General features: G+C 60.9%; 17 protein-coding genes. 5 read left to right on the plus strand and 12 right to left on the minus strand.

Annotation, left to right across the window (positions count from 1 at the left end; all coding sequences use genetic code 11):
- Positions 1-134: 134 nt before the first annotated feature.
- Positions 135-344, minus strand: a complete 210-nt coding sequence (locus tag AB4N48_RS19105; RefSeq protein WP_016771489.1) for a cold-shock protein — start codon at positions 342-344, stop codon at positions 135-137.
- A gap of 236 nt (positions 345-580) precedes the next feature.
- On the opposite strand from AB4N48_RS19105, the gene plsB reads away from it, so the two are divergent.
- The 3 genes from plsB (at position 581) to AB4N48_RS19120 (ending at position 4,313) form a co-directional block, all read left to right on the plus strand.
- Entirely contained in the window at positions 581-3,082 is a 2,502-nt protein-coding gene (plsB, locus tag AB4N48_RS19110) for a glycerol-3-phosphate 1-O-acyltransferase PlsB (protein ID WP_122610711.1), read from the plus strand.
- 119 nt (positions 3,083-3,201) lie between these two features.
- Positions 3,202-3,600, plus strand: coding sequence for a YbaY family lipoprotein (locus tag AB4N48_RS19115; RefSeq protein ID WP_056783186.1), 399 nt, complete (start codon positions 3,202-3,204; stop codon positions 3,598-3,600).
- Between the two features lie 23 nt (positions 3,601-3,623).
- Positions 3,624-4,313, plus strand: a complete 690-nt coding sequence (locus AB4N48_RS19120) for a DUF4197 domain-containing protein (protein ID WP_122747638.1) — start codon at positions 3,624-3,626, stop codon at positions 4,311-4,313.
- On the opposite strand, the gene AB4N48_RS19125 is transcribed toward AB4N48_RS19120, so the two are convergent.
- The 3 genes from AB4N48_RS19125 to AB4N48_RS19135 all read right to left on the minus strand — a co-directional run bounded on the left by AB4N48_RS19125 (position 4,310) and on the right by AB4N48_RS19135 (position 10,444).
- The gene (locus tag AB4N48_RS19125; RefSeq protein WP_460094175.1) at positions 4,310-5,701 is read right to left on the minus strand and encodes a Fic family protein; all 1,392 of its coding nucleotides are present in this window, start codon (positions 5,699-5,701) and stop codon (positions 4,310-4,312) included. The two genes, AB4N48_RS19120 and AB4N48_RS19125, sit on opposite strands and share 4 nt — an antisense overlap.
- A gap of 567 nt (positions 5,702-6,268) precedes the next feature.
- Positions 6,269-9,337, minus strand: coding sequence for an efflux RND transporter permease subunit (locus tag AB4N48_RS19130; protein ID WP_252879516.1), 3,069 nt, complete (start codon positions 9,335-9,337; stop codon positions 6,269-6,271).
- A gap of 6 nt (positions 9,338-9,343) precedes the next feature.
- A complete protein-coding gene (locus tag AB4N48_RS19135; protein ID WP_150636298.1) occupies positions 9,344-10,444 on the minus strand; it encodes an efflux RND transporter periplasmic adaptor subunit in 1,101 nt (366 codons plus the stop codon).
- A 94-nt stretch (positions 10,445-10,538) separates the two neighbouring features.
- Here AB4N48_RS19135 and AB4N48_RS19140 point away from each other — a divergent pair, with 94 nt between their 5' ends.
- Positions 10,539-11,174, plus strand: a complete 636-nt coding sequence (locus AB4N48_RS19140) for a TetR/AcrR family transcriptional regulator (protein ID WP_056783182.1) — start codon at positions 10,539-10,541, stop codon at positions 11,172-11,174.
- 108 nt (positions 11,175-11,282) lie between these two features.
- Here AB4N48_RS19140 and AB4N48_RS19145 read toward each other — a convergent pair whose 3' ends face one another.
- Entirely contained in the window at positions 11,283-12,065 is a 783-nt protein-coding gene (locus tag AB4N48_RS19145) for a class I SAM-dependent methyltransferase (RefSeq protein WP_375123184.1), read from the minus strand.
- A 92-nt stretch (positions 12,066-12,157) separates the two neighbouring features.
- Between AB4N48_RS19145 and AB4N48_RS19150 the strand changes: the two genes are divergently transcribed.
- Entirely contained in the window at positions 12,158-12,778 is a 621-nt protein-coding gene (locus AB4N48_RS19150) for a hypothetical protein (RefSeq protein WP_056783179.1), read from the plus strand.
- A gap of 3 nt (positions 12,779-12,781) precedes the next feature.
- On the opposite strand, the gene AB4N48_RS19155 is transcribed toward AB4N48_RS19150, so the two are convergent.
- The 7 genes from AB4N48_RS19155 to ppc form a co-directional block, all read right to left on the minus strand.
- Entirely contained in the window at positions 12,782-13,474 is a 693-nt protein-coding gene (locus tag AB4N48_RS19155) for an extensin-like domain-containing protein (protein ID WP_460094176.1), read from the minus strand.
- Between the two features lie 2 nt (positions 13,475-13,476).
- On the minus strand, positions 13,477-14,313 hold the full coding sequence (locus tag AB4N48_RS19160; protein WP_460094177.1) for an isocitrate lyase/PEP mutase family protein: 837 nt from the start codon (positions 14,311-14,313) through the stop codon (positions 13,477-13,479).
- A 31-nt stretch (positions 14,314-14,344) separates the two neighbouring features.
- On the minus strand, positions 14,345-15,205 hold the full coding sequence (locus AB4N48_RS19165; RefSeq protein ID WP_236168075.1) for a DUF72 domain-containing protein: 861 nt from the start codon (positions 15,203-15,205) through the stop codon (positions 14,345-14,347).
- The gene (locus tag AB4N48_RS19170; protein WP_016771497.1) at positions 15,205-15,513 is read right to left on the minus strand and encodes a hypothetical protein; all 309 of its coding nucleotides are present in this window, start codon (positions 15,511-15,513) and stop codon (positions 15,205-15,207) included. Before AB4N48_RS19170 ends, AB4N48_RS19165 begins: the two co-directional genes overlap by 1 nt.
- Before the next feature lie 257 nt (positions 15,514-15,770).
- Entirely contained in the window at positions 15,771-16,445 is a 675-nt protein-coding gene (tsaB, locus tag AB4N48_RS19175; protein ID WP_095180471.1) for a tRNA (adenosine(37)-N6)-threonylcarbamoyltransferase complex dimerization subunit type 1 TsaB, read from the minus strand.
- A 93-nt stretch (positions 16,446-16,538) separates the two neighbouring features.
- Positions 16,539-17,189, minus strand: a complete 651-nt coding sequence (gene adk / locus AB4N48_RS19180) for an adenylate kinase (RefSeq protein WP_056783171.1) — start codon at positions 17,187-17,189, stop codon at positions 16,539-16,541.
- 300 nt (positions 17,190-17,489) lie between these two features.
- The gene (gene ppc / locus AB4N48_RS19185) at positions 17,490-20,120 is read right to left on the minus strand and encodes a phosphoenolpyruvate carboxylase (protein ID WP_460094178.1); all 2,631 of its coding nucleotides are present in this window, start codon (positions 20,118-20,120) and stop codon (positions 17,490-17,492) included.
- Between the last annotated feature and the right edge of the window lie 40 nt (positions 20,121-20,160).

A 20,160-nucleotide genomic window follows, 5' to 3' on the forward strand; every position in this document is an offset into this window, starting at 1 on the left:
GGGCAACGTAGAGCCCATGTGGGAGCGAGCCTGCTCGCGAATGCGCAGTGTCAGTCGATATGAATGGTGACTGATACACCGCATTCGCGAGCAGGCTCGCTCCCACAGTGGTTTTGGCGTTCTGGAGGTTTGTGTTACAGGCCTACAACATCCTCAGCCTGCAACCCCTTCTCGCCGGTGATCACCGCATACTCGACCTGTTGACCTTCGGTCAGCGAGCGGTGCCCTTCGCCGCGTATCGCGCGGTAGTGCACGAACACGTCCACGCCGTCGTCGCGCTGGATAAAGCCGTAGCCTTTGGCGTCGTTGAACCACTTCACGTTGCCGGTTTCGCGTGTTGCCATCTGTTCATACTCCTTTTTTATTATTGAACGGGCTTTTCGCAGGAAAGCCTTAGAGGAACGTCAGCCTGCGTCCGACGTCCATGACAGGGCACCGGCAACAGAGCGCCGAGTATATGACAGGTGCGGAAACTCTCAACAGGAGATTACTTCGGCGCTTTTTTGCCGATTTTCGCCTAATACGGCAAACTGTCCGCCCCGAGCGCCTGCTCGGTTTTATCCACTCACGCAGAAGCCGTATGACCCGTTCCCCGTTCCGCCGTCTTGTGTTTGGCACCCTGCGCCGCCTGTTGTATCTCTGGGTTCGCTCCGAGACCATCAATCAGTCGTCGTTCACTCTTAACCTCGACCGCAGTCGTCCGGTGTTCTACGTCCTGCAAAACCCTTCGCTGACCGATCTGGCGGTGGTTGACACCGAGTGCACCAAGGCCGGTCTGCCACGCCCGGTGCTGGCGGTATCGGTGGGTTCACTCATCGAACCAGCGGCGTTTTTCTATTTGACGCCGGACCCGGACTGGCTCGGGCGCCAGGACAAGCGCGGCGCGCCGCCGACTCTCACCCGCCTGGTCAGCGCGCTGACGCAGAACGCTGCCGAAGACGCGCAGATCATTCCGGTCAGCGTGTTCTGGGGCCAGTCGCCAGACAGCGAAAACAGCCCGTGGAAACTGTTGTTCGCCGACAGCTGGGCAGTCACCGGACGCCTGCGCCGGCTGCTGAGCATCATCGTCCTCGGGCGTAAAACCCGCGTGCAGTTTTCCGCGCCGATCCACCTGCGCGAACTGATCGATCACAACAAGGGTCATGAGCGCACCGTGCGCATGGCCCAGCGCATCCTGCGCGTGCACTTCCGCAACCTCAAAGCTGCGGTGATCGGCCCGGACATTTCCCACCGGCGCAATCTGGTCAAAGGCCTGCTCAATCAGCCGCTGGTCAAACAGGCGATCCTCGACGAAGCCGAGCGCGAAAAAATCTCGCCGGAAAAAGCCAAGGCCCAGGCCCTGCGCTATGGCAACGAGATTGCTTCGGACTACACCTACACCGCGATCCGTTTTCTCGAAGTGGTGCTGAGCTGGTTCTGGAACAAGATCTACGACGGTATCAAGGTCAATCACATCGAAGGTGTGCAGAACGTCGCGCAGGGTCACGAAGTGATCTACGTGCCGTGCCATCGCAGCCACATCGATTACCTGCTGCTTTCCTATCTGCTGTTCCGCAACGGTCTCACCCCGCCGCACATTGCTGCCGGGATCAACCTGAACATGCCGGTGATAGGCAGCCTGCTGCGTCGCGGCGGTGCGTTCTTCATGCGCCGCACCTTCAAGGGCAATCCGTTGTACACCTCGGTGTTCAACGAATACCTGCACACGCTGTTCACCAAAGGTTTCCCGGTGGAGTATTTCGTCGAGGGCGGGCGCTCGCGCACCGGGCGCATGCTGCAACCGAAAACCGGCATGCTCGCGATCACTCTGCGCAGTTTCCTGCGTTCGTCGCGGATGCCGATCGTGTTCGTGCCGGTGTACATCGGATACGAGCGCGTGCTCGAAGGCCGCACCTACCTCGGTGAGCTGCGCGGCGCGAGCAAAAAGAAAGAGTCGATCTTCGATATTTTCAAAGTGATCGGCGCGCTCAAGCAGCGCTTCGGTCAGGTCGCGGTCAACTTCGGCGAGCCGATCAAACTGGCGGAATTCCTTGACGCCGAGCAACCGGACTGGCGCCAGCAGGAACTCGGCCCGCAATTCAAACCGGCGTGGCTCAACGAAACCACCAACCGCCTCGGCGAGAAAGTCGCCCGACATCTCAATGAAGCGGCGGCGATCAACCCGGTCAATCTGGTAGCGCTGGCACTGCTGTCGACCACGCGCCTGGCCCTGGATGATCGGGCCATGGCGCGGGTGCTGGACCTGTATCTGGCGCTGCTGCGCAAGGTCCCGTATTCGCCACACACCACCTTGCCGGAAGGCGATGGCCGTGCGCTGATCGAGCATGTGAAAGACATGGATCTGCTCGCCGAGCAGAACGATGCGCTGGGCAAGATTCTGTATCTGGACGAGCAGAACGCGGTCCTGATGACTTACTACCGCAACAACGTCCTGCACATTTTCGCTCTGCCGTCGTTGCTGGCGAGTTTCTTCCAGAGCACCTCGCGCATGAGCCGCGAGCAGATCCTGCGCTACACCCGCGCGCTGTATCCGTACCTGCAATCGGAGCTGTTCATCCGCTGGAGCCTGGACGAACTCGACGCGGTGATCGATCAATGGCTGGAAGCGTTCGTCGAGCAGGGCCTGCTGCGTTTCGAGAAGGACGTTTACCTGCGCCCGGCGCCGAGTTCGCGGCATTTCGTGCTGCTGACACTGCTGTCGAAAAGCATCGCGCAGACCCTGCAGCGCTTCTACATGACCGTGTCCCTGCTACTCAACAGCGGCCAGAACAGCATCAGCGCCGAAGAGCTGGAAGACCTCTGCACGGTCATGGCCCAGCGTCTGTCGATCCTCCATGGCCTGAATGCGCCGGAATTCTTCGACAAGAGCCTGTTCCGCCACTTCATCCAGACCTTGCTCGACCTCGACGTCCTGCGCCGCGACGAAGCCGGCAAGCTCAGCTACCACGAACTGCTCGGCGAGCTGGCCGAAGGCGCGGCCAAACGCGTGCTGCCGGCGGAGATTCGCCTGTCGATCCGCCAGGTCGCGCTGCACCGCAGTGAAGATGCGGCGGATCAGATCACGCCACAGCCTGAGGCTTGAAGCCTTACCCCTGTGGGAGCGAGCCTGCTCGCGAAGACGGAGTGTCAGTCGCCATTTATTTTGACTGATCCACCGCTTTCGCGAGCAGGCTCGCTCCCACATTGAAAGGAGATTCACCCATGAAAAAACTGCTGACCCTCGCCGCCGCCACGCTGCTCAGCGCCTGCCAATCAACCACACCCGCCGGCAAGGCCAGCCTCGACGGCGAAGTTTTCTACCTGCAACGCATCGCCCTGCCCCCGAGCGCGACCCTGAGCGTGAGCCTGCAAGATGTGTCGCTGGCCGATGCACCGGCCGTCGTCCTCGACCAACAGAAAGGCCCGATCAAAGGCCAAGTGCCGCTGCCGTTTCATTTGAGCTACGATCCGGCGCAGGTCAAACCCGGCCATCGTTATTCGATCAGCGCGCGCATTGAAGTCAACGGCGAGCTGATGTTCATCACCACCGAAAACCACGCCGTGCAACTCGACGGCAACGACCCGCAGCCGCTGAAAATCCGCGTCGACGCCGTTCGTTAATCCACTCGCCAAAGGAAGACGCCATGCGCCGCCCTACCCTTCGCTTCGCCGCCGCCTGCGCCGGCTTGCTGATCTCCGCCAACGCCCTGGCCCTGTCGCTCAGCGACCTGTCCCAGCAAGACGCCACCGGCGGCCTCAAGGACGCCCTGACCCAAGGCGCCCAGATCGCCGTGAAACAACTCGGCACCCCGGGCGGCTTCAGCAATAACCCCGAAGTGAAAATCGAACTGCCGGGCAAACTCGGCAAAGCCGCGAGCAAGATGAAAGCCTTCGGCATGGGGGCCCAGGTCGAAGAACTGGAAAACGCGATGAACAAAGCCGCCGAATCCGCCGTGACCCAGGCCCAGCCAATCCTCGTCGATGCAGTGAAGAAAATGAGCGTGGCCGACGCCAAAGGCATCCTCAGCGGCGGCAATGATTCGGCCACCCAATACCTGAACAAATCCAGCCGCGAACAGATCCGCGCGAAATTCCTGCCCATCGTCAAGCAAGCCACCGACAAGGTCGGCGTCGCGCAGAAGTACAACTCGTTTGCGGGCCAGGCCGCTGCGTTTGGCGTGGTGGACGCGAAGAGCGCGAACGTTGAGAGCTACGTTACTGAACAGGCACTCAATGGTTTGTTCGAGATGATCGGCAAGCAGGAAGAGACGATACGTCAGAACCCGGCCGCTGCGGCGACGAGTCTGGCGAAGAAGGTGTTTGGTACGCTTTAAGTCGTTACAACATGGGGGCGATTCAATTCGCTCCCATGCTTGCCTCCACGTAAAGAACTACGTAAAAAAAACACCCACTCCCGCCCCATCTTCCTTCTCTCAAAAAGCTGCAATTGGTCCAGCTCTTCCAGAATCGACGCCGCCTCGCTACCCGAGCAGGAAAAATTTTCCGCGACATTGCTCGCCGTAAACTCCTTCGCCTCCCCGCTTTTAGCCACCTGATAAACCGCGCGCTGCCGTTCCGTCAGTTGAGCAATTACGCCAGAGCTCATCAGCCAGCGCTCAAAGTCCTGAGTGTCTGCCAGACTCTTGCGGTACACAGTTGTAAAACCGACCACGGCTCGCAAAACAACCGCGCATTGAAACTCGATGAAATAAGTCAGATCCAGCTCATCCGCCTCGGTGTGCAGGTAGGAGCGTCCGTATTTCACCGGTGCATTGCGCAGCAGCAGACTGATCGCAATGTAGCGAAACGCCGCGAACTCATGTTTGAACATGAACCAGTAAAACAAGGCTCTCGCGACCCGTCCGTTACCGTCGCGAAATGGATGTTCATAACCCATGGCGAAATGCAGCGTCACGGCCTTGATCAGTGGATGCAGATAATTTTTGTCCAGAATCGAGGCAGCGGGCCGGTTGATCCAGGCGGACAGCCTCGCCAACCGCGCAACCAATCCTGCAGCAGGAGGTGGTCGGTGCACGGTGTTGCCTGAACCATCCTGAACAACCACCTCATCATTGGTCCGGAACAATCCGGGGGAATACTGCCCGTCATCGATCCCCTCCACACCCACTCGATGGATCTCTGCAATCAGCTCAATGCTCAGAGGTTCATAACGCTTTTCCCAAGCGAAATTCATCATTCGATAATTCCCCATGACCATGCGCTCATCTGGCGTCCGCGGCTGGCGCTGATGCTTGAGCATGTCCTTGGCTACGCGCGTGGTAGTCGCCGCGCCCTCCAACTGGCTACTGGCGATGGCTTCGTCTTCGATCAGGTCATTGAGCAGACAGGAGAAATGCGCCCGCTCGCCGATCTGACTGGTCATGTAATCCAGCGCAGCCGTACTGGCGTAACGATCCACCACAGCCAAGGTTTTCTGCGCCAACGGCGTTGGCACGTATTTGCCCCACTGCACCGGCTCGCCCAACGGCAACAAATGAATGTACTGGGCCGCCCGCGCCTTCTTCACCAACGCCCAACAAAGGTTCGCGTCCAACCCTGCCGCCCAGCGAAAGCGCAACGCCTCGAATGGCAAGTAGCGCCCATGATCATCGAGCGGCTTGAGCAGCGCCAGATAATCCGCAAGTCGTTGCTTGTGTGGCGAGCGGGCCAACAGGTCGAAAACAGGATCCGTTCTGCCGGCTAATGTCGGTGGTTTCTTCATCAGACAGACTCAAGGACTCGGAAAAGCAGAACCCGGAGTACAGCATTGGACGGCCAGCGCCTCAAGATCGGAGGATTCTGAAAAAGCTGTAGGAAGGCAGCGTGAATTGGCGATTCGAAATGAATTGGCTGTCAGACCGCCTTCGCGAGTAGGCTCGCTCCCACAGAAAAGCAAGCAGCGCAGCTGCCCGCGGCGAAGCCGCCCCACTCAACAATGAGCGCAAGCTCGAGTGCTCTTGATCTTGATCCACCGGCGACGTCGGAAGGCTGAGTGGAGGGATTGATCCGGGCGTGGGAGCGCAGCGACCGTCTGGCGCAGCCAGACACAGCGGAAGGAGGTGCAGCGAAGCAAACCGGAGCCGCTGCGCCCGGATCGATCCCGCAGCGAAGGAACCCGAGCCTGCGAGGGCCGAACGCAGGAGCAAGCCTTTTTGGGTACTTTTTCGGCGTCTGGAAAAAGTGCCTCGCCGTAAGGGCGAAACCGCCAGCCGCAACACCCACAGCAACGGATATACACCCAAAACCCCCAAATCATGGTCGGCCCGAAGGCCGCCACGACACAAAAACCTCAAGCCTCCTTACGCACCCGAAACCACGCCGCATACAACGCCGGCAAAAACAACAGCGTCAGCGCAGTCGCAACAATCAACCCACCCATGATCGCCACCGCCATCGGCCCGAAAAACACACTGCGCGACAGCGGAATCATCGCCAGCACCGCCGCCAGCGCCGTCAACACAATCGGCCTGAAGCGCCGCACCGTCGCCTCGATAATCGCCTGCCAGGGCTTGAGCCCCGAAGCAATATCCTGCTCGATCTGATCGACCAGAATCACCGAATTGCGCATGATCATCCCGGACAACGCGATGGTCCCGAGCATCGCCACAAACCCGAACGGTTGCCTGAACACCATGAGAAACAACGTCACCCCGATCAGGCCCAGTGGCGCGGTGAGAAACACCATCGCCGTGCGCGAGAAACTGCGCAACTGCACCATCAGCAAGGTCAGCACCACGACAATGAACATCGGCACCCCGGCATTCACCGACTTCTGCCCGCGCTCGGAATCCTCCACAGTGCCGCCGACATCCAGCAGATAACCATCGGGCAATTCGGCGCGAATCGGGTCCAGCGTCGGCATGATCTGCTTGACCAGCGTCGCCGGCTGCTCCTTGCCGTAAATGTCGGCGCGCACCGTCACGTTCGGCAGCCGATTGCGGTGCCAGATGATGCCTTCCTCAAACCCGTATTCCAGCGTGGCAATCTGCGACAACGCCACACTGCGACCGTTATCCGTCGGCACCGCCAGGCTCGGCAACAACGACAATTCAGTGCGTTCGTGCACGGTGCCGCGCAGCAGAATCTCGATCAATTCGTTGTCTTCGCGGTACTGGCTGACCGTCGAGCCGACCAGCGAACTCTGCAGGAATTTCGCCAGATTGGCCGTGCTCACACCGAGGGCGCGGGCGCGATCCTGGTCGATGTTCAGGTAGACAACTTTGCTCGGCTCCTCCCAGTCCAGATGCACGTTGACCACATGCGGATTCTCGCGAACCTTTGCCGCCACTTTGCGCGCCAACGCACGGACTTCTTCGATGTGTTCACCGGTAACGCGGAACTGCACCGGATAGCCAACCGGCGGGCCGTTTTCCAAACGGGTGACCCGCGAACGCAGGGCCGGGAACTGTTCGTTGAGGGTTTCGATCAACCAGCTGCGCAGCGCTTCACGCTCTTCGATGGTTTTTGCCAACACCACGAACTGGGCAAAACTCGCCGCCGGCAGTTGCTGATCCAGCGGCAGGTAGAAGCGTGGCGAACCGGTGCCGACGTAGGCCACGTAATTGTCGATGCCGGCGTGCTCCTTGAGCAGCGCTTCGAGGCGTTTGACTTCGCTGGTGGTATTGGCCAGCGAAACACCTTCGGCCAGTTTCAGATCGACCATCAACTCCAGCCGGTTCGAAGCCGGGAAGAACTGCTGCGGGACGAAACGGAACAACATTACCGAGGCGATAAACAGGCCCACGGTGAGCACGATCACCGTCTTGCGATGGGCCACGCACCACTCCACCAGACGCCGGACGCGCTGATAAAACGGCGTCGCATAGGGGTCCGGCTGACCATCGCCTGTGCCGTGTTTCGCCGCGTGAATTTTCGCCAGATCCGGCAGGAGTTTTTCCCCCAGATACGGCACGAACATGACCGCCGCGACCCATGAGGCGAGCAAGGCAATGGTCACCACCTGGAAAATCGAACGGGTGTATTCGCCGGTGCCGGACTGCGCAGTGGCAATCGGCAGGAAGCCGGCGGCGGTGATCAACGTGCCGGTGAGCATCGGGAATGCGGTGCTGGTCCAGGCATAACTCGCCGCGCGAATGCGGTCGAAACCCTGCTCCATTTTGATCGCCATCATTTCCACGGCGATGATCGCATCGTCCACCAGCAGACCCAGCGCCAGCACCAGCGCACCGAGGGAAATCTTGTGCAGGCCGATGCCGAGGTAATACATGCAGGCGAAGGTCATCGCCAGCACCAGCGGAATGGTCAGCGCGACGACCATGCCGGTGCGCACACCGAGAGAGAAGAAGCTCACCAGCAAGACGATCGCCAGTGCCTCGACCAACACCTGGACGAACTCGCCGACGCCGGTTTTTACCGCTGCCGGCTGATCGGACACCTTGCGCAACTGCATGCCGGCCGGGAGGTTTTTCTGGATCCGCGAGAACTCGCCCTCCAGCGCCTTGCCCAGCACCAGAATGTCGCCGCCGTCCTTCATCGCCACGGCCAGACCGATCGCATCGTCGCCCATGAAACGCATGCGCGGCGCCGGTGGGTCGCTGAAACCGCGACGCACATCGGCGATATCGGAGATACGGAACGTACGATCGGCGACGCGGATCGGAAAGTTCTTTATCTCTTCGACTGTCTGAAAATTCCCCGAGACGCGTAGCTGCAAGCGCTCGCTGCCGGTTTCAAAGAACCCCGCCGTGGACACCGCGTTCTGCTCTTCCAGCGCCTGCTGCACTGCCGCCAGCGGCAAGCCAAGGGTGGCGAGTTTGACGTTGGACAGCTCGACCCAGATTTTCTCGTCCTGCAACCCAAGCAGTTCGACCTTGCCGACGTCCTTGACCCGTTGCAACTGAATCTGGATGCGGTCGGCGTAATCCTTGAGCACGGCGTAGTCGAAGCCATCGCCGGTCAGCGCGTAGATATTGCCGAAGGTGGTGCCGAACTCATCGTTGAAAAACGGCCCCTGAATTCCCGGCGGCAAGGTCTGGCGGATATCGCCGACCTTCTTGCGCAACTGATACCAGAGATCGGGGATTTGCTTGGAGTGCATCGAGTCGCGGGCGATGAAGGTCACCTGGGACTCACCGGGGCGGGAGAACGACATGATGCGTTCGTACTCGCCGGTTTCCATCAGCTTCTTTTCGATGCGTTCGGTGACCTGGCGCGAGACCTCCTGCGCTGTCGCGCCGGGCCAGCGGGTCTGGATGACCATGGCCTTGAAAGTGAACGGCGGGTCTTCGCTCTGGCCGAGTTTGGTGTAGGACAACGCGCCGACAACGGCGAGCAAAAGCATCAGGAACAGTACGATCTGGCGATTACGCAACGCCCATTCTGAGAGGTTGAAGCGCATTGGGGCTTACTCCTTGTTCGCCAGATTGACCACACGGTTGGAGCGATCCACCGGCCGCACCTGCTGGCCGTCGAGCAGCACATGAACGCCGGCAGCCACTACCCAGTCGCTGGCATTCAAGCCTTCGAGCACCGCCACGCTTTTCTCGCCGAACGGACCGACCCGCACCGGGGTTTTCTTCAACGTGTTGTTGCCGTTGACCACCCAGACGTAGGTCGCGCCGTTTTCAGCGCTCAGCGCGGAAAGCGGTATCGACAGCGAGACACTGTCAGCCGATTGCACAAACACCCGGGCGCTCTGCCCCAGTTCAGCCGGCACTTTGCCGCTGGTGAACGAGATACGCGCGGCAAAAGTGCGCGAGCGCGGATCGGCGGACGGCGACAACTCGCGGATCTGCCCGGCAAACCGCTGATTCTGCTGTGCCCACAATTCCACGGTAACCGGCTGACCAACCTTGAAGCGGCCGAAGCTTTGCTCCGGCAGGCTGATCAACACTTCGCGCTCACCATCGGTGGCGAGGGTGAACACGGTCTGCCCGGCAGCGACCACCTGCCCGACTTCCACCGAACGCTTGGCCACCACGCCATCCTGTGGCGCACGCAGTACCGCGTAACTGGCCTGGTTGGTCGAAACGTTGAATTCAGCTTTGATTTGTTTAAGGCGGGCTTCGCCGGAGCGATATAGATTTTCGGCATTGTCGTAGGCCGAGCGGCTGACCATCTGCCGATCCATCAGGGTTTTATAGCGATCTCGTTCGGCGCGGACCAGGTTCAGATTGGCCTCGGCGGCGGCGACCTGCGCGCGGGTGGCTTCCAGTTGCAGGCGCACATCCTGCGGATCAAGTTCGGCCAAGGGCTGATCGGCTTTGACGCGCTGGCCTTCGTCGACCAGTCGTCGGCTGACTTTGCCGCCAATGCGGAACGCCAGATCAGGCTCATAACGGGCACGCACCTCGCCCGGATAACTTTCCATCGCCTGCGCCGAAGGCTCGGGCTGTACCACCATGGCCGGGCGTACGGTGACCTTGGTCACCTCTTCCTGACCGCACGCCGATAACAGGAACGCCAGACTGACTGGCACGGCAAAGGACAACGCATGGCGGAACATGGTGACGGACCTTTCGCGAATGAGGCTTGGAATATTTATACTGGCGGGTATGGTATTAATAGCAAACTCACCAGTCCAGTATTAAAAGCGAAGAATGTCGAACAATCTTTCAGCTCCAAACGGCCCGGGCCGCCCCAAGGATCTGGCCAAACGCCAGGCGATCCTGGATGCGGCGAAAACCCTGTTTCTTTGCCATGGCTACGCCAACACCAGCATGGACGCGGTGGCCAGCGAGGCGGGCGTGTCGAAGCTGACGGTCTACAGCCATTTCAACGACAAGGAGACGCTGTTCTCCGCCGCCGTCGTCGCGAAATGCGAGGAACAATTGCCGCCGCTGTTCTTCGAATTGCCGGACGGCATCGCGGTGGAAAATGTATTGCTGAACATTGCCCGGGGCTTTCACCAACTGATCAACAGCGATGAATCGGTGAACCTGCACCGTCTGATCATGGCGCTGGGCAGTCAGGACCCGAAGCTGTCGCTGATCTTCTTCGAGGCCGGCCCAGAGCGCGTGGTCAACGGCATGGAAGGTCTGCTGGCGAAAATCCATGCAACCGGCGCGCTGAGCATCGACCAGCCACGCAACGCCGCCGAGCACTTCTTCTGCCTGATCAAAGGGGCGGGAAATTTTCGTTTGTTGTACGGCTGCGGCGAGCCGCTGACCGGAGAGGAAGCGGAGCGGCATGTGCGGGAGGTGGTGGGGTTGTTTATGCGGGCTTACAAACCCTGACAGTTTTGCGGTGCTTGTGCAGACCGCTTCGCGAGCAGGCTCGCTCCCACACTGGAATGCATTTCCTACTGTGGGAGCGAGCCTGCTCGCGAATGGGGCGACGCGGTCTCAGGGCTTCAGCGCTTTCTTCGGATAAATGTCATACCGGCTCGATTTGCCATCCAGCGCATGGCTCGGTTTCGGCCCTTCGATGCACGGCGCCTTGCGCGGGCGTTTGACTACCACCCGATGCGTGGCCAGGGCCAGCGCCGCTTCAAGCAGGGCCGGTGCATCCGGATCATCACCGACCAGCGGGCGGAACAGGCGCATTTCCTTTTTCACCAAGGCGGTTTTCTCGCGATGCGGGAACATCGGGTCGAGATAGATCACCTGCGGCGGCTCCCCTTCCCAACTGCGCATCACTTCGATGGAGTTGCCCTTGAGCAATTTCATCCGCGCCACGATCGGCGACACGTCGAAATCTTCTGCCGCCCGCGCCAAGCCGTCCTCAAGCAGTGCGCCGATCAGCGGCTGACGCTCGATCAGGCTCATTTCACAACCGAGACTGGCCAGCACAAATGCATCCTTGCCCAAGCCCGCCGTGGCATCCAGCACGCGCGGGCGCACGCCTTGGGCGATGCCGACAGCCTTGGCAATCATCTGGCCGCTGCCGCCGCCATACAAACGACGATGCGCCGCGCCGCCTTCGACGAAGTCGACCCGCACCGGTCCAGGCGCATCCGGGCCAAGCTGCTGCAACTGCAAACCCTGCTCGCCGACCTGCAAGGCGAACTCGCCGTCGGCCTCGCCGAGCGGCAGGCCGAGACGTTCGGCCCAGTGTTCGGCTTGCGCTTGAAACGTCGGGGCGAGGGCCTGGACATGGATGCGGCAGGCCGCGGGTGACTCGATCATGAAAAAACGCTCAAAAAAGTTAAGGATCGACAAAAACCGCCGATAAACCATTCAACGCGCATTTTGCCAGAGCTGAGCGTCAACCGAAAAAAATGTCAGGCATTCTTCCCACATCGATTGGCTACGTTTCGCCCCATGGCGACTTCAGCCGTCATAACACTCAAGCACTGAGCGGCGTCAGTCACCTGTGGCAGGATTTCTTTGCCCAGGCTCTGGCCGAACAGACGAGTGAAGTGGTGCCTGCCTGTGGCACGTTTCCACCGGTTGACCTGAACAGCCCGGAAGAACCAACCGTTGGCAGCGAGTTGCACGCGCACATCGTCAGCCAGCGCGAATGCGATGTGGTCGAAACCCAGGTTCGACCGCCAGAGCCACTGTTCCTGCCGATCGCCGAGTTCGAAATGGAGCTGCTGGACAAGCCGTTCCCACCGTTCCCGCCAGAAGAGCTCAAAGCCCAGCAAGAGCAACAGGATTTCGACAGCAGCTGGGTACGCCCGATTGTGATCAACAATGGCCAGCCAGTGCCGGAGCCAGGCCCTGCGCCGCAGAAACGTCCGCTGTACCTGCCGATTGCCGAGTTCGATCTGGACTTGCTGCAGAAGCCTTACCCGCCGTTCCCGCCGGAAGAAATCGTCGAGCAGCAGAAAGCTCTGGACTTCGATAATGGCTGGGCTCGCCCGATCGTCCTGCAGAACCTGCGCCTCGCCGCCTGATCCTCAGCGACACACGTTCCAGCGCCCGACATCGACATGAAAGTGATTGCGATGGGCGGCGTTGTAATCCGGGCTCAACACCACACTGAATGACTCGCAGGCGCCGTCGCGCACTTGGCGGAGAAACTCTGCGTCCTGGTTTTGCTTGGGCCAATCCCTGAGCACGCTGATCGTGCGTCCGCCAGCCAGACGGAAACCGGCAATGTCCAGCGCGTCGGCACTGGCATGTCGACTGAGGGCACCGCTCTCACGGTTGTAGACATTGCGACAGGCAAAGCTGCCGAGGTGATCGACCCGCGCAATCTTCTGGCCATAAGCCGATTGCGCGGCCGGTTGCAGGGTGTGGTGTTCGAACATCGCGTAGGCCACCGCCAGCGGGCAACTGGCAATGAAACTGCTGCTCAGCGCCACTCCACCGCCCTGCACCCGCAGAGCACCGACCAGCGGACACTTGGCGCCGGGGCTGTCGGCCTGGGGGCTGACGCGCAGATCCGAGCTGCTCAATGCCTGTGCGCAAAGCTCGGGATCACTGCGCAGGCGCATGAGTTTGTAACCGGTGAGCCAGTTGGGCGCGGCTTTTATGTCCAATGGCGCCCACGGGTTCCACTGCGGCGGCACGTCCAGCCAGCCACGCCAGACACTCACCGCGCCACCAGCGATCGCGAGCAACACCCCCCAGAACAGCCAACGTCCCATGCTCAGCCCTTGAAGAATTGGTTGGCCCTGGCGTACGGCATCGACTGCGACGTAAAGCCAAACGTGCCGCACTGGTGGATTTCTTCAGCCGCGCGGAAGAACTCGCCGAACGCCGCCAGCGCCAGTGCCGACCCGGTGCTGATCCGCCGGACGCCCAGTTCCTCGAGCTGTTGCACGGTCAGTTTCAAACCGCCAGACATCAACACATTGACCGGTTTCGGCGCCACCGCTTGCACCACTGCGCGCACTTCTTCGGCGCTGCGCAAACCCGGCGCATAGAGCACGTCGGCTCCGGCTTCGGCAAATGCCTGCAAACGGCGAATGGTGTCGTCAAGATCGGGGTTGCCGTGCAGGTAATTTTCCGCGCGAGCGGTGAGGACGAAAGGAAACGACAGGGTGCGCACCGCCGCGACAGCGGCTTCAATCCGTGCAACGGCGTGTTCGAAGCAATAGATCGGCGCGTCCGGACGTCCCGAAGCGTCCTCGATCGACCCGCCCACCGCGCCCGCTTCTGCGGCGCGCAGAAGACTCTGCGCTGCCTCGACCGGGTCATCGGCAAAGCCGTTTTCCAGATCCACCGCCACCGGCAGATCCGTCGCCGCGACAATCGCGCGGACATTGGCCAAGGTCTCGTCGAGACTCAACGCGCCATCAGGCTTGCCTTGGGAAAACGCGTAACCGGCGCTGGTGGTGGCCAAGGCCTGATAGCCGAGACTGGCGAGCATCTTCGCCGAGCCGGCATCCCACGGATTGGGGATGACGAAGATCCCCTGGCGATCATGCAGGGCTTTGAAGGCTTGGGCTTTGAGGCGTTGCTGTTGACTGACTTGGACGTTCATCGACGGCCTCCCGGGCAGAAAAAAACCCGCCTCAGAGCAAGCCAAGCTGCTCGGCGGCGGGTTCTCTGTATAGCTCAGGCAGCGCGGGCAAGCCAGGCAAACGTTGCATCAGTTGGGAGTGAAAACGCTGCGCCAGTTTCGCTGCCAACAGGTTATCGGCGGTATGCAGAAAGACGTACGGCGTGCGCCCCTCTTCGATCCATTCAGCAATCTTCGCCACCCACGGCACGAGAAACGCATCGTTGGCCTCAAGCTCGGGATGGCCGATGAAGCGCACCTGCGGAAACTGCGTGAACGCCGCCGGACGGGTCGGCACTCGCGGCTTTTTCGACTGCGCGTGGATCACCGAGGACTCGGTCGACAAGCAGCTGAACAGCGCGCGCGGGTCGAGACAGATGCGCTCGACACCGCGATCCAGCAACAGACGATTGAGCAGACGCTCGCTCTCGCCCTTGGCGAAGAACTGTTCATTGCGCACCTCGACCGCAAGCGGGCAATCCAGCGCATCTATAAACGCCGCGAGCTCCGGCAGACGCTGCGGCGTGAAGCTTTTCGACAGTTGCAGCCATAGTGGCGAAACACGTTCGCCTAACGGCTTGAGTAATTGCAGGAAGGTTTCGGCAGCGGTCAGTTGCTCGCGCAAGTCGCCGCTGTGGCTGATGTCGCCGGGGAATTTGGCAGTGAAGCGAAAGTGCGCCGGCATGATCTCGGCCCAGCGCTGCACAGTGGCTGGCGACGGGCTGGCGTAGAAGGTGGTGTTGCCTTCGACGGCGTTGAACACCTGGCAGTAGAGAGCGAGAAAGTCGGAGGTTTTTGCGTCTACCGGATACAGATACTCGCGCCAGGCATTTTCGCTCCAGGACGGGCAACCGAGGTAGTAAGGCAGATCCATCAGATATACAGATCGAGGCCCAGCACGTCTGCGTCCCAATCGACAAAACCGGCGGTGCTCAGGTAGCTGGCCAGGGCCATGGCTACGCTTTTCTTCATCGCGCGGTGGTAGATCATGTCTTGCTGACGGGCAGGCAGGTTGCTCAGGCGTTGCGCGGTAGCTTGGGCAGCACGAGCGGCCAACTGCTCTTCGCTCGGGAATTCCAGCTCGCCGTCGATGATCTCGACGGACTCATCCAGCGCCGCATTGCCTTTACGCGGCTTGCGCTTGATGGGGTAGGACTGAGTGGAAACGCCGTCTATACGCATAATGTCATGCTCGGTATCAATGATGGCAATTTAGCGGCACTTGACCGACTTAGCAAACCGCCGAGTGATAACTAGAACACATAAAGCGCAAAAGGTTTTAAGCGAGGGGGCAGAAACTGACGATTGGCGATATTTGTATGTGACCGCGAACCTGTGGGAACGAGCCTGCTCGCGAAGGGTTCAGCACATTCAACACATGCATTGACTGACCAGAAGCCTTCGCGAGCAGGCTCGCTCCCACAGGAGAAAGTGTCGTATCAGCGGGCTTTGGGGGTGGCAACTTTATCGCGCAAGTAAACCGGCTGCGCGTCATCTGCCGGGATCGCCTCACCGCGCTCCCAGGCGAAACGCGCCAGGGTCAGCAGGTCTTCGGCGTGGGGCAGCATGCCGGCGTCGGAGCCGCTCAGATTGACTGCGATGCGCTCGCCGTAACCCCAACCGGTACCGGCACCGAACCAATCGCCACTGGCATCAGCGGGCAACGCGGCGACTTCCGGTGGTAACACGGCTTCGGCGCCAACCAGACGCATCTCCCCCGCCGTCTCGCGGTAGCAGCCCCAATACACCTCATCCATCCGCGCATCGATCGCAGCCGCGACCTGGCTTACACCATGCTCACGAAAGGCACGCTGGGCCAGCACGGCAAGGTTGGATACCGGCAACACCGGACGATCCAGAGCAAAGGCCAAACCCTGCACCACACCAATGGCAATGCGCACACCGGTAAACGCGCCCGGGCCACGGCCGAAAGCAATCGCGTCGACCGCTTGCAGCGTGGTGCCGGCATCCGCGAGCAATTGCTGAATCATCGGCAGCAGCTTCTGCGCATGCAGGCGCGGGATCACCTCGTAATGGCTCGTGACCTTGCCGTCATGCAGCAAGGCAACGGAGCAAGCTTCAGTCGCGGTGTCCAGGGCCAGCAAGGTGCTCATCGATGTTTCCAAAACAGGGGTGGGAAAAAGTGCGTCAGTATAAACAACAACGGCCCGCAAGCGGGCCGTGGATGATGCAGCCGATCAGACTTTTCAGCTCAGCGCGGCCAGCACCTTGGTGGTGATTGCATCAACCGAACCAACGCCTTCGATGTGGCTGTACTTTGGCTTGCCGCCGTTCTTGGCGGAAAGGTTCTGGTAGAACTCCACCAGCGGTTTGGTCTGCGAGTGGTAGACCGACAGGCGATGACGCACGGTTTCTTCAGTGTCGTCCTTGCGCTGTACCAGCTCTTCGCCGGTGATGTCGTCCTTGCCAGCCAGTTTCGGCGGGTTGTAGACGATGTGGTAAACGCGGCCGCTGGCTTCGTGGACACGGCGACCGGCGATGCGCTGAACGATTTCTTCGTCTTCTACAGCGATCTCGACCACGGCATCCAGCTCGACACCGGCAGTGACCAGCGCTTCAGCCTGCGGAATGGTGCGCGGGAAGCCATCGAACAGGAAACCGTTGGCGCAATCAGGTTGAGCGATGCGGTCCTTGACCAGCGCGATGATCAGGTCATCCGACACCAGGCCGCCGGCATCCATGATGCTCTTGGCTTGCACGCCCAGTGGAGTGCCAGCCTTGACCGCAGCACGCAGCATGTCGCCGGTGGAGATTTGCGGAATGCCGAATTTCTCGGTGATGAACTTTGCCTGAGTACCTTTACCGGCCCCGGGAGCTCCCAGCAGAATGACGCGCATCGATGTGCTCCTCAATTTTTTATATAAAAGCTTTACAAAACAAAGGATTCGCTCGTAACCGACGGATCCTGAAAATACGGGTCGTGGCCGCACAAACGGCCAAAGGCTGATCAAGATACACAGCAGGCTGCGCCCACACAAGACGCCAAAAGTCGGAGAAACCGACGCCCGCCGTGACCTCGCGACGCGGTAACCCAAGTCGCAACCCCTACATTAACTGTCGCCTCGCGGCACTTTCCTACAGCAGGAGAAGCGGCATCCGACCCTTGTCGCGAATGCCGCCAGAGGTGCTCAGCAACCTTAGCCGGTATTGCGCAATCCGGCGGCAATCCCCGCCACAGACACCAGCAGCGCCTGTTCCACCGGGCTGCCCTGCTCGACATCCTGCTGCCGCGAACGCGCCAACAGTTCCGCCTGCAATAGATGCAGCGGGTCGAGGTAGGTGTTGCGCAAGCGGATGAATTCGAGGGTGTCCGGACTGTGCGCCAGCAGCTGCGACTGCCCGGTCAGACCGAGCACGACGGTGCATGCCTGCGACAATAGGTCGCGTAACTGCGCGCCCAACGGCAGCAGATCAGCTTCAACCAGACGCTCGTCGTAGGACTGCGCAATATCCGCATCAGCCTTGGCCAGAACCATTTCCAGCATATCGATACGGGTGCGGAAGAACGGCCATTGTTCGCGCATCTGCCCCAGCAACTCACCTTCGCCGCGCTCCAGCGCCTTGCTCAGCGCCGTCTCCCAGCCCAGCCAGGCCGGCAGCATCAATCGGGTTTGGGTCCAGCCGAAGATCCACGGGATCGCCCGCAGGCTTTCGATACCGCCGGCGCGACGCTTGGCCGGGCGACTGCCCAGAGGCAAACGTCCCAATTCCTGCTCCGGGGTCGACTGCCGGAAGTACTCGACGAATTGCGGATTTTCCCGCACCACCTGACGGTAAGCGCTGACACCGTCCGCCGCCAATTCGTCCATCAGATGGCGCCATTCAGGCGTCGGCGGCGGCGGTGGCAGCAAGGTCGCTTCGAGCACGGCGGCCAGATACAGATTGAGGTTTTGCTCGGCGATGTCCGGCAGGCCGAATTTGAAACGAATCATTTCGCCCTGTTCGGTAGTACGGAAACGACCCGCCACTGAGCCCGGCGGCTGCGACAGAATCGCCGCGTGCGCCGGACCGCCACCACGCCCCACGGTGCCGCCGCGACCGTGGAACAGCAGCAGTTCGACTTGCTGTTCGCGGCAGATTTCCACCAGACGCTCCTGCGCGCGATATTGCGCCCACGCCGCAGCGGTGGTGCCGGCATCCTTGGCCGAGTCGGAATAGCCGATCATCACTTCCTGCGGGCCATGCAAACGCGCGCGATAGCCCGGCAACAACAGCAGACGCTCCATCACCGGCCCGGCGTTGTCGAGGTCGGCGAGGGTTTCGAACAGCGGCACCACGCGCATCGGCCGCAGTACGCCGGATTCCTTGAGCAGCAGTTGCACCGCGAGCACATCGGAAGCCGCGCCAGCCATGGAGATCACGTAGGAGCCCAGCGACGCAGCGGGTGCGGCGGCGATTTCCTTGCAGGTGTTGAGCACTTCAGCGGTGTCCGCCGACGGTTTGAAATGCGCGGGCAGCAAAGGGCGACGGTTGCTCAATTCTTCGGTGAGGAAGTTGATGCGCTGTTCTTCGTCCCATTCCTCATAGCGGCCGAGGCCGAGGTAATCGGTGATTTCCGTCATCGCCGAGCTGTGCCGGGTCGAATCCTGACGCACATCGAGGCGCACCAGAAACAGGCCGAACGTCACCGCCCGACGCAGGCAATCGAGCAACGGCCCGTCGGCGATGACGCCCATGCCGCACTCGTGCAGCGAGTTGAAACACAACTGCAAAGGCTCGAGCAGATCGCGATTGTCGTGCAGCACATCGGCGGTTGCCGGGGTCGGCGCGGCCAACGCGGCATGCGCCCAGTTGCGTGTGGCGCGCAGGCGTTCGCGCAATTGCTTGAGCACCGCGCGATAGGGTTCGGCGCTGTCGCCGGCCCTGGCCTTCAGCGCATCGCTGGCCTGCTGCATCGACAGTTCGGCAGCGAGATGATCGACATCGCGCAGGTACAAATCAGCGGCCATCCAGCGCGCCAGCAGCAAGACTTCGCGAGTGACAGCGGCGGTGACATTGGGGTTGCCGTCACGGTCGCCGCCCATCCACGAAGCGAAGCGGATCGGCGCGGCTTCCAGCGGCAAGCGCAGACCCGTCGCGGCGAACAGCGCCTGATCGGCCTTGCGCATATGGTTGGGGATCGCCTGCCACAACGAATGCTCGATCACCGCGAAGCCCCACTTGGCTTCATCGACCGGGGTTGGTCGGGTGCGGCGGATTTCTTCGGTGTGCCAGGCTTCGGCGATCAGCCGTTGCAGTTTGCTCTGGATCTGCTCGCGCTCGGCGCTGGTCAGGTCGCGATGATCCTGCGCGGCCAGTTGCGCGGCGATCGCGTCGTACTTCTGGATCAACGTGCGTCGCGCCACTTCTGTCGGATGCGCGGTCAGCACCAGTTCGATTTCCAGCCGCGCCAGTTGCCGGGCCAGAGATTCGGCGCTGTGCCCTTCGCTGCGCAGGCGCGCGAGCAGTTCCGGCAACACCCGCGACTCGAACGGCGCCGGTTGCGACTCCTCGCGGCGATGGATCAGCTGGTACTGCTCGGCAATGTTCGCCAGGTTGAGAAACTGATTGAAGGCCCGCGCGACCGGAAGCAATTCGTCTTCACTCAATTGATTGAGGCTGGCGCTCAGTTCAGCGTCCATCGAGCCGCGCCGGTCGGCCTTGGCGCCTTTGCGAATCTGCTCGATCTTGTCGAGGAACGCCTCGCCGTACTGGTCTCGAATGGTGTTGCCCAACAGCTCTCCGAGCAGGTGAACATCTTCGCGCAAGCGTGCATCAATATCGGTCATCAGCAGTTCTCCAGCGGTAATCGGGGACAGCGCAGAAACG

Source organism: Pseudomonas sp. S2_C11 (assembly GCF_054668395.1).

Bases quoted from the DNA above. Each gene is read 5' to 3' on its own strand.
- AB4N48_RS19105 (WP_016771489.1), bottom strand. From the start codon at position 344: ATGGCAACACGCGAAACCGGCAACGTGAAGTGGTTCAACGACGCCAAA.
- plsB (WP_122610711.1), top strand. From the start codon at position 581: ATGACCCGTTCCCCGTTCCGCCGTCTTGTGTTTGGCACCCTGCGCCGC.
- AB4N48_RS19115 (WP_056783186.1), top strand. From the start codon at position 3,202: ATGAAAAAACTGCTGACCCTCGCCGCCGCCACGCTGCTCAGCGCCTGC.
- AB4N48_RS19120 (WP_122747638.1), top strand. From the start codon at position 3,624: ATGCGCCGCCCTACCCTTCGCTTCGCCGCCGCCTGCGCCGGCTTGCTG.
- AB4N48_RS19125 (WP_460094175.1), bottom strand. From the start codon at position 5,701: ATGAAGAAACCACCGACATTAGCCGGCAGAACGGATCCTGTTTTCGAC.
- AB4N48_RS19130 (WP_252879516.1), bottom strand. From the start codon at position 9,337: ATGCGCTTCAACCTCTCAGAATGGGCGTTGCGTAATCGCCAGATCGTA.
- AB4N48_RS19135 (WP_150636298.1), bottom strand. From the start codon at position 10,444: ATGTTCCGCCATGCGTTGTCCTTTGCCGTGCCAGTCAGTCTGGCGTTC.
- AB4N48_RS19140 (WP_056783182.1), top strand. From the start codon at position 10,539: ATGTCGAACAATCTTTCAGCTCCAAACGGCCCGGGCCGCCCCAAGGAT.
- AB4N48_RS19145 (WP_375123184.1), bottom strand. From the start codon at position 12,065: ATGATCGAGTCACCCGCGGCCTGCCGCATCCATGTCCAGGCCCTCGCC.
- AB4N48_RS19150 (WP_056783179.1), top strand. From the start codon at position 12,158: ATGTCAGGCATTCTTCCCACATCGATTGGCTACGTTTCGCCCCATGGC.
- AB4N48_RS19155 (WP_460094176.1), bottom strand. From the start codon at position 13,474: ATGGGACGTTGGCTGTTCTGGGGGGTGTTGCTCGCGATCGCTGGTGGC.
- AB4N48_RS19160 (WP_460094177.1), bottom strand. From the start codon at position 14,313: ATGAACGTCCAAGTCAGTCAACAGCAACGCCTCAAAGCCCAAGCCTTC.
- AB4N48_RS19165 (WP_236168075.1), bottom strand. From the start codon at position 15,205: ATGGATCTGCCTTACTACCTCGGTTGCCCGTCCTGGAGCGAAAATGCC.
- AB4N48_RS19170 (WP_016771497.1), bottom strand. From the start codon at position 15,513: ATGCGTATAGACGGCGTTTCCACTCAGTCCTACCCCATCAAGCGCAAG.
- tsaB (WP_095180471.1), bottom strand. From the start codon at position 16,445: ATGAGCACCTTGCTGGCCCTGGACACCGCGACTGAAGCTTGCTCCGTT.
- adk (WP_056783171.1), bottom strand. From the start codon at position 17,189: ATGCGCGTCATTCTGCTGGGAGCTCCCGGGGCCGGTAAAGGTACTCAG.
- ppc (WP_460094178.1), bottom strand. From the start codon at position 20,120: ATGACCGATATTGATGCACGCTTGCGCGAAGATGTTCACCTGCTCGGA.